Origin of the sequence: Pedobacter anseongensis (assembly GCF_037482965.1) — a bacterium.
Classification (GTDB): domain Bacteria; phylum Bacteroidota; class Bacteroidia; order Sphingobacteriales; family Sphingobacteriaceae; genus Pedobacter; species Pedobacter anseongensis.
In genome coordinates, this window is the sequence record NZ_JBBHKB010000004.1 from 386,910 (window position 1) to 398,904 (window position 11,995).

Annotated in this window: 11 protein-coding genes and 1 tRNA gene; 5 read left to right on the top strand and 7 right to left on the bottom strand. The window is 35.0% G+C overall.

What is annotated here, in order from left to right:
• Window positions 1-81: 81 nt before the first annotated feature.
• Window positions 82-1,290, top strand: coding sequence for a proline dehydrogenase family protein (locus tag WG904_RS15795; protein WP_339580303.1), 1,209 nt, complete (start codon window positions 82-84; stop codon window positions 1,288-1,290).
• A gap of 57 nt (window positions 1,291-1,347) precedes the next feature.
• On the opposite strand, the gene WG904_RS15800 is transcribed toward WG904_RS15795, so the two are convergent.
• Entirely contained in the window at window positions 1,348-1,731 is a 384-nt protein-coding gene (locus tag WG904_RS15800) for a GreA/GreB family elongation factor (RefSeq protein ID WP_339580304.1), read from the bottom strand.
• Window positions 1,732-2,128: 397 nt separating this feature from the next.
• Window positions 2,129-4,399 carry a catalase/peroxidase HPI gene (katG, locus tag WG904_RS15805; protein ID WP_339580305.1) on the bottom strand — a complete coding sequence of 757 codons (2,271 nt, stop codon included), beginning with the start codon at window positions 4,397-4,399 and terminating at the stop codon, window positions 2,129-2,131.
• Window positions 4,400-4,518: 119 nt separating this feature from the next.
• On the opposite strand from katG, the gene WG904_RS15810 reads away from it, so the two are divergent.
• Window positions 4,519-5,769: a carboxypeptidase-like regulatory domain-containing protein gene (locus WG904_RS15810; protein WP_339580306.1), complete on the top strand. Its 1,251-nt coding sequence runs from the start codon at window positions 4,519-4,521 to the stop codon at window positions 5,767-5,769.
• Here WG904_RS15810 and WG904_RS15815 read toward each other — a convergent pair.
• Window positions 5,756-6,073, bottom strand: a complete 318-nt coding sequence (locus tag WG904_RS15815) for an Mpo1-like protein (protein ID WP_339580307.1) — start codon at window positions 6,071-6,073, stop codon at window positions 5,756-5,758. The genes WG904_RS15810 and WG904_RS15815 overlap by 14 nt on opposite strands.
• A gap of 58 nt (window positions 6,074-6,131) precedes the next feature.
• On the opposite strand from WG904_RS15815, the gene WG904_RS15820 reads away from it, so the two are divergent.
• The gene (locus WG904_RS15820; RefSeq protein ID WP_339580308.1) at window positions 6,132-7,412 is read left to right on the top strand and encodes a carboxypeptidase-like regulatory domain-containing protein; all 1,281 of its coding nucleotides are present in this window, start codon (window positions 6,132-6,134) and stop codon (window positions 7,410-7,412) included.
• Here WG904_RS15820 and WG904_RS15825 read toward each other — a convergent pair.
• Window positions 7,407-8,042, bottom strand: coding sequence for an HAD family hydrolase (locus tag WG904_RS15825; protein WP_339580309.1), 636 nt, complete (start codon window positions 8,040-8,042; stop codon window positions 7,407-7,409). The genes WG904_RS15820 and WG904_RS15825 overlap by 6 nt on opposite strands.
• 220 nt (window positions 8,043-8,262) lie before the next feature.
• Between WG904_RS15825 and WG904_RS15830 the strand changes: the two genes are divergently transcribed.
• Window positions 8,263-8,339, top strand: a tRNA-Ile gene (locus WG904_RS15830).
• A 30-nt stretch (window positions 8,340-8,369) separates the two neighbouring features.
• Here WG904_RS15830 and WG904_RS15835 read toward each other — a convergent pair.
• Both WG904_RS15835 and WG904_RS15840 read right to left on the bottom strand, forming a co-directional pair.
• The gene (locus WG904_RS15835) at window positions 8,370-9,359 is read right to left on the bottom strand and encodes a lysylphosphatidylglycerol synthase domain-containing protein (RefSeq protein ID WP_339580310.1); all 990 of its coding nucleotides are present in this window, start codon (window positions 9,357-9,359) and stop codon (window positions 8,370-8,372) included.
• A gap of 8 nt (window positions 9,360-9,367) precedes the next feature.
• Window positions 9,368-10,228 carry a beta-1,6-N-acetylglucosaminyltransferase gene (locus WG904_RS15840; RefSeq protein WP_339580311.1) on the bottom strand — a complete coding sequence of 287 codons (861 nt, stop codon included), beginning with the start codon at window positions 10,226-10,228 and terminating at the stop codon, window positions 9,368-9,370.
• Between the two features lie 111 nt (window positions 10,229-10,339).
• Between WG904_RS15840 and WG904_RS15845 the strand changes: the two genes are divergently transcribed.
• Window positions 10,340-11,014, top strand: a complete 675-nt coding sequence (locus WG904_RS15845; RefSeq protein ID WP_339580312.1) for a DUF2461 domain-containing protein — start codon at window positions 10,340-10,342, stop codon at window positions 11,012-11,014.
• Window positions 11,015-11,223: 209 nt separating this feature from the next.
• Here the strand turns inward: WG904_RS15845 and WG904_RS15850 are convergent, their stop codons facing one another.
• Window positions 11,224-11,631 carry a hypothetical protein gene (locus tag WG904_RS15850; RefSeq protein ID WP_339580313.1) on the bottom strand — a complete coding sequence of 136 codons (408 nt, stop codon included), beginning with the start codon at window positions 11,629-11,631 and terminating at the stop codon, window positions 11,224-11,226.
• Between the last annotated feature and the right edge of the window lie 364 nt (window positions 11,632-11,995).

The following is an 11,995-nucleotide window of genomic DNA, read 5'->3' on the forward strand; positions in this document are numbered from 1 at the left end:
TTCTACAAATTTACAATTAATATCCTTTACAATGATTTGAATTTATATTTTTGCACTCTGCTGACCAAGTAAATACTTAGAATGGAACCATCGCCCAAAAAAAAAATTAACTTCGACAATACTGAAATCGCTTTTCGCAATAAATCTAATGCGGAACTTAATCAAGGCTATTGGTTATTTAAAATTATCAGCAGTAATTTTTTAACAAATGTTGGTCCACCCATAGCAAATTTTTTACTAAACATTGGCTTTCCGATTAAATGGGCAATTAAGGCTACCATTTTTAAACATTTTTGTGGTGGAGAAACCATCGAAGAATGTGAACACACGGTTGCACAATTATATCGAGGCAAGGTGGGTACAATTTTAGATTATTCGGTTGAGGGTGAGGAACAAGAGGAAGTTTTTGATTTTACTTGTGACGAGATTATTCGCACAATTAATAGAGCTGATGGTGATATTCGCATCCCGATTACAGTATTTAAAGTTACAGGTATCGGAAGATTTGCTTTATTGGAAAAATTGGATGCGAAGCAAGCCTTAACATCTATCGAAGCTGAAGAATACGAAAGAGTTAAAAATAGATGTGAGAAAATCTGTAGATCAGCGTTCGAGAAGCAGGTTCCAATTATGATTGATGCTGAAGAAACATGGATACAGGATACTATTGATGCTTTGGCGCTCGAAATGATGACCAAATTTAACAAAGAGAAATTAATTGTTTATAATACTTATCAAATGTACCGTCACGATAAGTTGGCCGATTTAAAGGCTGATTATCTTATCGCCAAGGAAACAGGATTTATCTTAGGGGTAAAAATGGTGCGTGGGGCCTATATGGAAAAGGAAAGAAAACGTGCCGAAGAATTGGGCTATCCATCGCCTATACAACCCGATAAAGCCGCCTCCGATCGAGATTATGACGATTCATTACGTTTTTGTGTGAAACATCTAGATCAAATTGCCATTGTTTGTGGAACACATAATGAGGAAAGTTCACGATTGTTAACGCAATTAATTGATGAAAATGATATTCCTCACCATCACCCCCATGTTTATTTTGCTCAATTATTAGGAATGAGCGATAATTTGAGCTTTAATTTATCGGATGCGGGCTATAATGTGGCAAAGTATGTTCCTTATGGGCCGATTAAAGCCGTTATGCCTTATTTGTTCAGAAGAGCGCAAGAAAATACTTCTGTTGCTGGCCAAACAGGTAGGGAGTTGGGATTGATAGAAAAAGAGAAGGCGAGGCGGGGTAAAAAAAGAACAGAAAACCTCAAAAGCTAATTCATTTTGGCTATCAATTTGAGCTATTCTGTTCGTATAAATTGTATTTAGTAATTGCTAATAAATCACAGATTTAACATCTATTATTTTAAATTCTTTTATGCCATCTGGCATTTCCCAATTAATTAAATCTCCTGTTTGATAGCCTATTAAGGCAATACTGATAGGTGCAAAAATAGAAACTTTATTTTGTGCCATATTTGCCTCTGATGGCTTTACCAAAGTGAAATTAAATTCCTTGCCATTTTCTGTGCTTATAATGGTGGTTTCTCTATTTAAGGAAATCACATCATTTGGTAGTTCATGGTCACTATATATTACTGCGTTTTTAATTTCAGTTCTTAAGCGAGTCTTATTATACTCGCTCATTATAGCTTTTTCAAAATGCTCATTTAAAAATTTAAAGTCGCTCTTAGAGAGTCGTATTGATTTTGTATTCATAATCAAAAAAAAAATATGTAAAAGATAAACACTGCGATCTGCAGTAATGAAAAACTAGCGAAAATGAGAATAAGAAGTGCTTATTTCCCCGAGTTAAAAAGAAGATGGTAAACTCGGGGTTAATTAATAAAGTCTTTACTTTTTGACTGGAAAGTAGACCATATCACAAATTTCATCAGATCTAATTTGCGATTACAAAAAACAATATCCGACTCCTTACTTTTTTTCAAAGTATGAAATAGGGAATAATTGTTTTTGTTGAGTTGTTGCATTAATCAAATATGCTATTGATTATTGACAATTCAAACTTTAAAAAGAATAATTACTTAATTAAGATATTTTATTTACTGTTACTCCGTTAAAAAAATAGCAGTAACAGTAAATAGTTGCGTATTTGCTATAGCAAGTCGAATCGATCTAGGTTCATTACTTTAGTCCATGCGGCAATGAAGTCCTTTACAAATTTTTGCTGGGCGTCGGCACTTCCATACACTTCGGCAATAGCTCTAAGCTCAGAATTGGAACCAAATAAGAGGTCGACACGTGTTCCTGTCCATTTTAATTCGCCTGTAGCTCGAGAACGACCTTCGAATAGGTCTTTATGCTCGTCCACTGCTGTCCAAACTGTACTCATATCAAGTAAATTAACAAAAAAATCGTTAGTAAGAGCAGCCGAACGTTTGGTAAACACGCCATGTTGCGAATTTTCGAAGTTTGTATCTAATACCCGTAATCCTCCTATAAGCACGGTTAACTCAGGTGCTGTTAGGGTTAATAATTGCGCTTTATCAATTAACAATTCTTCTGTAGATAGGGTATATTTACTGTGTTGATAGTTTCTGAAACCATCGGCTATGGGTTCGAGTACTGCAAATGATTCTACATCAGTTTGCTCTTGCGTGGCATCTGTACGGCCGGCATCAAAACCTACCTCTACTTCAAAACCTGCATTTTTTGCTGCTTTTTCGATGCCAGCACAACCCGCTAGCACAATAAGATCAGCAAGAGAAATTTTATTACCAGTAGCATTAAATGACGTCCGAATATTTTCTAACTCTGCCAAAACTTTCGAAAGTTGAATAGGGTTGTTAACAGCCCAATCTTTTTGAGGTGCTAAGCGAATGCGAGCGCCATTTGCCCCGCCTCGTTTATCAGACCCACGAAAGGTGGATGCAGATGCCCAAGCGGTTGACACTAATTGAGCAATGGATAAACCTGAATCTAAAATTTTTGCTTTTAAAGCTGCAATGTCTGCTGAGCTGATTAACTCGTGGTTAACTGCTGGAACAGGATCTTGCCAAATTAGTTCTTCTTGCGGCACTTCTGGTCCCAAATAGCGTTCTTTAGGGCCCATATCGCGATGGGTAAGCTTAAACCAAGCCCGCGCAAAAGCATCTGCAAATTGATCAGGATTTTCTAAGAAACGTCTAGAAATTTTCTCGTAGGCAGGATCAAACCGTAAAGAAAGATCGGTTGTTAACATCGTAGGCCTATGTTTTTTTGAAAAGTCGAATGCATCCGGAATGGTATCGGTACTGTCTTTTGCTACCCATTGGTGTGCACCTGCAGGACTTTTACTTAATTCCCATTCAAAACCAAATAAGTTTTCGAAGAAATTATTACTCCATTGGGTAGGAGTGGTGGTCCAAGTAACTTCTAAACCACTGGTAATGGTGTCACCAGCTTTTCCTGAACCATATTTACTTGCCCAACCAAAACCTTGTGCTTCGATAGGCGATGCTTCGGGTTCTTTACCTACTAAGGTTGCATCCCCGGCACCATGAGTTTTTCCGAATGAGTGTCCGCCGGCAATTAGGGCTACAGTTTCTTCATCGTTCATAGCCATACGCTTAAAGGTTTCCCGAATATCCCTGGCAGCCAAAATTGGATCTGGATTTCCGTCGGGTCCTTCAGGATTTACATAAATTAAACCCATTTGTACAGCAGCGAGTGGTTTTTCAAGGTTTCGAGAATGTACATCTCCATCAGCATCATCGTCAGATACTAAAACACCACCGGGCTTTTCTACACCATCAGAGCCATGGGCATAACGTTTATCGCCACCCAACCATTCTCTTTCTGATCCCCAATATATCACTTCTTCAGGTTCCCAAACATCTTCTCTACCACCTCCAAATCCGAAAGTTTTAAAACCCATAGACTCTAAAGCAACATTGCCTGTTAGAATCATTAAATCTGCCCATGATATTTTGTTGCCATATTTTTGTTTAATTGGCCAAAGTAATCGACGAGCCTTATCTAGATTCACATTATCTGGCCAGCTGTTTAGCGGTGCAAATCGTTGCTGACCCCCGCCAGCTCCCCCTCGTCCATCTCCTGTTCTATATGTACCTGCGCTATGCCATGCCATGCGGATAAATAAAGGACCATAATGTCCAAAATCTGCAGGCCACCATTCTTGCGAGTCGGTCATGAGTGCATGAAGGTCTTTTTTTAACGCATCATAATCGAGGCTTTTAAATGCTTCGGCGTAGTTAAACTCCTTACCCATTGGATTAGAAGAAGCAGAATGCTGCCGTAGCATGCTTAATTTTAACTGATTTGGCCACCAATCACGGTTTTTTGTTCCGTCGCCGCCAATGCTCTGTTTTTTTACCCCTCCATGTGGAAATGGGCATTTGCTGATATCGTTAGAATTATTTTCCATTATATTTAAGTCTAGATTTAAAGTTAAGAAAGTAAAGTCGTCGAATCAAACTGATTTTCTCTATATCGATATAGTTAAAATCTATTTAGTTATTAATATTTTATTTGCATTTTGCCCTTATGAAATTTTATTTTACACTCACATTCTTGTTTATTATTAATTGTGCTTCTGCTCAAATTATCATTTCTGGAAAAGTTATTGACGAAAAGACTAAACAAGGTATTTCTGGTGTGTCGGTGTATTTAAACAATAGCACATTCGGTGGACAAACGGATACGGCAGGTCGATTCTTGTTTAAGGCCACATTAATAGGTAAAACGACGTTGATTATTTCGCATCTAGCCTATGAAAGAAAGGTATATAGCTTGGAAGATAAAAATGTGGAAAGCTTATTATTTTCGTTAAAACCACAAACGAATGTGTTAAATGAAGTTGTTATTAAATCGAAAAAATACAGTAAAGCTGACTTAACCAAATGGATCACGCTGTTTAGTTTAAACTTAATTGGTACATATAAAGGTGCTGGCCATTCGACCAGATTAACAAATAAAGAGGCTTTGTATTTTGATTTTGATAATTCTAACAACAACCTACACGTGTTTGCCAAAGCGCCATTAATTGTTGAGAACGACTTTTTGAATTACAAAATCACAATAGATTTGGAGCGATTTGAATATAATTTTAATACCAATGAAGTACTATTCAAATATTTTGCTTTTTACGAAGATTCACCACGAAAAGTATTAACAACAAGCCAAATACAGAAAAACAGAATCTATGCGTATGAAGGGTCTGCAATGCATTTTATGCGTTCGGTATTTAAAAATAATCTTGAAGCGCAGTGGTTCGATGTGTATCAGTATGATGCTGAACTAAATAAGGAAAAGAGTCGGATTGAGAAAATTATTAGGCAGAAAAAAGCGGAAGCCTATGTTAAATATAATACACCTGATCTAACGCTGAATGGTTTATTTTCTGGCGATACGTTGAAGTATTATAAGGACGTGCTAAATCAAGCAACGGTGATTAAATCGGAGTTTTCTCCTGTAGCGGTGAGTAAATTTATTACAAAAGATAAGCAGACAAGAACAATCAATTTTAATTTTCCAGACACGCTCACCGTTACGTATGATGTAAACAAATTAAATAGAGAAAAAAAAATTGCGGCTATGATGGGAAAAAATAAAGATCGTACAGATATTCCACAACCCATCTATCTTTATACATATATGTATTTCTTTAAACCAGAGGGAATTAATATTCGATCAAATGGTTATTATCCAGAATTAAGCCTATTTATGTGGGGCGATATGGCGGAACGTAGGATTGCAATGTCGTTACCTTATGATTTTGATATCACTTCACCTTAAAAGATTGCTTTCCTGTTAACAAATCAAAGAAAAGTATAAAATCACTTGCTAAACTATAACCTGGATATTGAAAAGTAGCTGGTTTGTTTTTTTCAAAAAAGAAATGCCCCACCCAAGCAAATCCATAACCAATAATCGGAATGGCGATAAAAAACCGCCAATCGTGGAAAAGTATCGCTCCAATTAGCGTTAATAAGACCAATCCCGTACCAATAAAATGAAGCACACGGCTAGTAGAATTGCGATGCTCACTTAAGTAAAAGGGGTAAAATTCTTTTATGGAAGTAAATTTTTTTTCGTTCATGTTTTAATTTTGGCTATTTATTATAAATTTACTAAAACCTTAGGAGGATACAAATTTTATGATCAAACACTATTTGATGCTTATACTTTTCTTCATAGTAAATCAAACGCTGGCACAAGTTGTAGTAAGCGGTAAAGCTATTGATTCGAAGACTAAAGAACCCCTAAATGGGATGAATGTTTACGTAAATAATACGAGTATTGGTACAGTTACGGATAGTTTAGGTAAATTCAGATTAGTTGTACCTGGGAATGGAAAAATTGAGTTGGTTATTTCTCACCTCGTTTATGAGAAGAAACTGATAGTTGTATTACCAGAAAAGAGTGAGAATATGTTAATTGAAATGAATTTTCAACATAACATGCTTAATCAAGTGGTTATTAAAGGTAAAAAACCTAGTAAATTGAGTTTGGCCAATTGGACCGAATTGTTTGCAGTTAATTTAATAGGAAAATATCCTGGAATAAGCGCTAGGTGTAGAATAACGAACCCCGAGGTTTTGTTTTTTGACTACAATAAACTTAGCAAACAGTTGCAGGTTTTTGCACGTAGGCCCCTCCTTATTGAAAATACAGCGTTGGGCTATTTAATTAGAGTAGAGTTAGATGAATTTATATATAGTTTTGAAACAGAAGAAGTAGTGTTTCAGTACTCCCTGTTTTTCGAGAATTTGACTTTTCCTAAGTCGAGAATGCAACAAGTAGAAAAAACGAGAAAGTTGCTGTATGCGGGTTCTAGTATGCATTTTATGCGTGCTTTGTATAGTAATACGCTAGATGATCAAGGTTTTGGGATATATAAATTCACTTCCGTGCAAAACTTAGAAAGGCAAAGAGTTCAAAAAATAATACGTGAAAGAATTGAATACAATTATGCAAATCACAATCGACCTAAGGTTGCTTTACAAGATCTTTTTACATCAAAAGATACGATTAATTATTATCGTATGGTGATGTTGCAACAGAACTATGTTCATTTTGATACGGTTCGATTAGCACGCCCATCGGTAATTAAACCAAATAGAGGTAGTATTTTTGTTAACTTTTATACATCGGATACACTAATGGTTCGTTACCGTGGTGAAGATCCAACGATTGCGAAAAAATCTGCCGTTGTTAATGAACTTTTAAATAAGACAAAACAGCTTAAGGAACCAAAAAAAAATAAGAAATTCCCTTTAGATTGGAATTCATATATGTTATTTTTTAATAAAGAGGGAATTAATATACAGTCAAACGGATATTATCGAGAATTGGGATTATTTATTTATGGGGATATGGGCGATAGGAGACTGGCAGGAATTCTGCCTTTCGATTACAATCCTAATGAAGAATTATAAAATTTTATGTTGCCGTAAAAAGTTTGCTAATTCTTTTGGATGAACATTCATAGTTAAGGTCTGCAGGCCGGCTTTTTTTGCACCTTCAATATGTTGTGGACTATCATCTATAAATAGCGTTTCTTCTGGGTTTAAGTAATTTTCTTTCAGAACTTGCTCAAAAATGTTAACATTTGGTTTTCGAAGGCGCATCTGTTGTGAGAAATAAGCTTTTTCGAAAAAGGAATCATAATTTTCTATTTGGAATGTCGATTTTAAATAGTCGATAATCCAATTGTAATGGATTTCGTTGTTATTGCTCAATAGAAAAGTACGGTATCTGTTTTTTACCTGCATCAAAACTTCATGGTTATTACCTGAAACACCGATGAGTAAACTGTTCCATGCATGGTCTATTTCTTGATCTGTAATAGATTGATTATTTGCGGCTTCCCTTATTCCATTTCTAAACTGTGAGGTGGAAATGCTCCCTGTTTCAAAATCATCGAACAATGTATTATGCCCTTTATGGGCAAAAAAATCTTGGATATCGGTAATACCAAGCTGCGTAAATTTTTTTTGAGTACTCTCGAAATCAATTTCGAAGATTACATTCCCGTAGTCGAATATGATGTTTTTAAAGGTATTCATAATGAGACAAACTTAGATAAATTCCTTTTTTTATACAATATAATTGCGTTGCATAAAAAAGGAATTATCGATCTCTCCTTAACCATTGAAGATATCTTATTATAGAGGAAATATAGAATTTATTCACTTTCTACTAAATTTTTTAATATTTCCATAAAAAGGACTTTTAAAATTGCTTAGAAATAGCTAACATTGCATCGCAAAACCGAATAGGTTTTCGGCGCCTATAGCTCAGTTGGTTAGAGTAGAAGACTCATAATCTTTTGGTCCCTGGTTCGAGCCCAGGTGGGCGCACCAAGTCCCGGCATTCAGTCGGGACTTTTTTTATTACCCACTCACTTTCAACCAATTGGCATTCCTGTTTTGCGGCAGCCTAATGATTAGCACTAAGCCAATTAAAGAGGGTAATATTAAGTTAATTAACCAAATTGCCGTAGTAATTACGGCAATGGCAGTGTGTTGGTCTGTAATAAAACCAAATAAATAGATTGCAGTTATTCCTCTTAATCCCACGTTTAGTATATCGATAGTAGGTATTATACTTTGAATGGCGTAGAATAAAGTTATCATCAAAGCTACTTGTGCAAAAGTAATTGCTGGAATTAAGAGGTGAATCAACAAAGAAAACTGAATCACTAATATAAAAAATCTAAAGAAACAAATTCCGATTATCTTTAGCAAATAGGTGCGATTATAACTCGATAAGATAATAAAAAAGCGACGGTATCGACGTAAGAAACCAATTTTTTGGATCAGCTTATCTAGTGAGCCAACATTTAGATAAAGAACTAGTAAAAGCGTAATGTAAGCAGGACTTGCGAATAGCATTACGTATACAAAATCTATATACTCGGGTTTGTAGAGGTAAGTGAACACTGGAATTGCTATGCTCGCTAGTATGTTGAACATAATAATCTGAGCGAAAACACCCATTCCAAGCATAATAGTACCGAAAACTCTTTTATAAGGTGGCAATAGCATCATTCGAATTCCATAATCGCCAATTCTACCTGGTGTTATGGTTCCCAATGAAATGCCGCAGATGATGGTATAAACAGAGGTCCAGTAACTAATTGGCTGAATTTTTTTAATTAAGATTTTCCATTTATAGGCTTCACTAAGCCAATTTAAAATCATTAAGGCAACTACGCCCATTAATACAAAAGTGACGGAACCCATATCAAGTTTTATGGCAATCTGGTGAAGCTCTCGAATACTTTTATTGTTATTTAACTTGAAGTATAAAAAAAGAATCATGGATACCGCTATACCAACTTTAATGGCCCAGCCCAAATAATTTTTGTATTTCTGCTTCATTGATAGCTCTAAAGAAGTTTCTTTTTAATATATGCTATTACTTCAGTAGAATGGTCGTCAAATTTTCTGGCAAAAAATGGCGTAAATGTTCCGTACATGCCTGTAAAAGTAGTATTATTCTTAATGATATCTATTTGCTTTTCGGTAATTTTACCAGGAGCTAGTTTGGATGGCCAGTAGGTAAACGTTAAATTAGGTCTAGCTTGTTGCAGAAAAGGTGAGTTTCCAATAATGGAATGAAAAAATGCTTCGTCAGAACAAAGTGTATTCTTAAAGAATTCTGTATAATATTTATCACGGTCTGCCTTTTCTAGAACATACCGCATACATCTTTTTGAAAGTATAAACCAGACCGGGCCATAGTATAATTTAAAAGGAGGCTTACGTTTGGTTGTAATTAATTTTATTATAGTTTCTAACAGGTGGAAAAAGGCATTGTAAGGATGCCAATACTTTCGGCGGTCGAACTTTTCGAAATGATAAAATAGATATCTCAACGATCGTCGAGATTGATCAGCCAATTGAATGCTCATAAACTCACCTCCTTGTTTTAAATGAGCATAAAATTCCGATTTACTTTTAACAGGGAAATCTGAGCCACTAATAACAGTATAGTAATCGCCAAATCGATCCCTTATGGCGTATCGCATAAGTTTAAGAAGGGCTTCAACTGTAGAAAAACCACCCCAATATACTTGCAAAGGATCAGGAATAAAGAATACTCTTGATTTTTCTTGTAAATGTGCTGGGCAAACAACACGTTTATCTAAATGAATGTAAATTCTACAATTTTCGTCACTCAGCTCTTCAATAAGGCGTTCTAGGTGCACTAAATCACCATGTGCCAGAATTAGGTACGAAACTTTCATTCTTAGGTATACGTTTTTCTAATGCAACGAAGATAATAAAATAACCCTGAGGAGCACCAAGGATATTGCAGAATAGTTAAATTTGAAATTCAAAATATGATTTGCCATGCTATGATTTACCCTTCCAATCTCAATTTTTTAGTTACACTAAGCAACAATAATAACCGTGAATGGTTTAATGCCAACAAAGCCGAATTTGAGAAAGAGCAGGCTAATGTGGTAGCATTTGCTGAAAAAATACTAGTTAACTTAAACAAGCATGATGTAATTGAAACACCAAGTGGAAAGAGGAGTTTGTACCGTATTTACCGGGATGTTCGTTTCTCGAAAGATAAAACTCCTTATCAAACCTATTGGGGAGGTGGTTTTAGGCGCGCTAGTAAGTTCAGAAGGGGAGGATACTATTTTCATCTTGAAAAAGGAAATAGTTTACTAGCAGGAGGATTTTGGGGTCCAAATGCGAGAGATTTGAAAAGGATAAGAGAAGAAATCGCATTAGATGATCATACGCTAAGGGAAATTATATCAACCACCACTTTTATCCAAAATTTTGGAAAGTTAGCAGGTAATCAGCTCAAAATTGCACCAAAGGGTTTTGATCCAAATCATGCTGCGATCGATTTATTAAAATATAAGCAGTTCTTATTAATAAAGCGGTTTACAGATGTAGAAGTGTTAAATGATGATTTTGTAGAAAAAGTAGATGATACTTTTAAAGCGATGCTTCCATTTTTTAATTACATGAGCAATGTTCTTACAACAGATCTAAATGGAGAAGAAATCTAAGAAAATCTGATTCATGAAAAAAGCCTTAACTGGTGAGATTAAGGCCTTTAATTAAGATTATGGTTTTTATGATATTAAAAGTATAAAACAAATCTATGATATTTTTACTTCAGATTCATATTATCTTTTAAATTATTTATTTTTTTATACCTAACATTTTTCATTTTATGGGATTTAGCATGTTTAGAGGCATTTTTTTGGTGGATAAATTATAAATAAAAAAAGGAATTTGTGGTTCTTTTTCTTAAAATTAAGAAGCCAAAACCTCCAATGGCCACCAAAAGTAACGGAATATAATCGTCTATTGGGCATGGAAAAAAGTAGAAAGTAACAAGTTTTCCATACGTGCTACCGCTACCGCTACCATTTATTCTACAGCTATTGTTACCTCCATATACATTAGAACAATAGGTGTTTGATAAGGCTATCCTTTCACCGTCGTAATAACCCTGATCCCAATTGAAGTTTGGAACGCCCTTATAAGTTCCATAAGACGTATAATAAATATATTGAGTATTTGCGGAAAGGCACCCTGTATATTGGCCATAATGTGCAGAAACTTTGCTTAAGCCATAGGCAAAAATCAGAACTAGGATTAGAACTATTTTTTTTATCATGATGAGCGCTTAGGATGATGTTTGTTTTGCTTAATATAATAGCTTCAAAGTTAAAGAAAATAGTGTATATACAAGGATTTTCGCAATTTTAACCTTCAATTAGTTATATTTAACTTCTGCTTATTTCTATTTAACCCATCAGTAGTTGAAGTATCGTCAACCTTAATCATACCCGCTTTTTCAAAGCAATTTTGGCTTCACTCTTTTTTTAAAATAAAGTTAATTTCTTAGGATTAGCCTGCTATACAGGTGTTGGATATCGATGAACAGCGATCGCAAATCGATAAATATATTTATTGAAACAAAATGTGTTTCTTCTTTAAAATCCTAAGCCGTTAACAAATATTTTTTTCTTTTTGAAAAC

What these genes read in the sequence shown, in the direction of transcription:
- WG904_RS15795 (WP_339580303.1), top strand. Translation starts at nt 82, where the DNA reads ATGGAACCATCGCCCAAAAAAAAAATTAACTTCGACAATACTGAAATC.
- WG904_RS15800 (WP_339580304.1), bottom strand. Translation starts at nt 1,731, where the DNA reads ATGAATACAAAATCAATACGACTCTCTAAGAGCGACTTTAAATTTTTA.
- katG (WP_339580305.1), bottom strand. Translation starts at nt 4,399, where the DNA reads ATGGAAAATAATTCTAACGATATCAGCAAATGCCCATTTCCACATGGA.
- WG904_RS15810 (WP_339580306.1), top strand. Translation starts at nt 4,519, where the DNA reads ATGAAATTTTATTTTACACTCACATTCTTGTTTATTATTAATTGTGCT.
- WG904_RS15815 (WP_339580307.1), bottom strand. Translation starts at nt 6,073, where the DNA reads ATGAACGAAAAAAAATTTACTTCCATAAAAGAATTTTACCCCTTTTAC.
- WG904_RS15820 (WP_339580308.1), top strand. Translation starts at nt 6,132, where the DNA reads ATGATCAAACACTATTTGATGCTTATACTTTTCTTCATAGTAAATCAA.
- WG904_RS15825 (WP_339580309.1), bottom strand. Translation starts at nt 8,042, where the DNA reads ATGAATACCTTTAAAAACATCATATTCGACTACGGGAATGTAATCTTC.
- WG904_RS15835 (WP_339580310.1), bottom strand. Translation starts at nt 9,359, where the DNA reads ATGAAGCAGAAATACAAAAATTATTTGGGCTGGGCCATTAAAGTTGGT.
- WG904_RS15840 (WP_339580311.1), bottom strand. Translation starts at nt 10,228, where the DNA reads ATGAAAGTTTCGTACCTAATTCTGGCACATGGTGATTTAGTGCACCTA.
- WG904_RS15845 (WP_339580312.1), top strand. Translation starts at nt 10,340, where the DNA reads ATGATTTACCCTTCCAATCTCAATTTTTTAGTTACACTAAGCAACAAT.
- WG904_RS15850 (WP_339580313.1), bottom strand. Translation starts at nt 11,631, where the DNA reads ATGATAAAAAAAATAGTTCTAATCCTAGTTCTGATTTTTGCCTATGGC.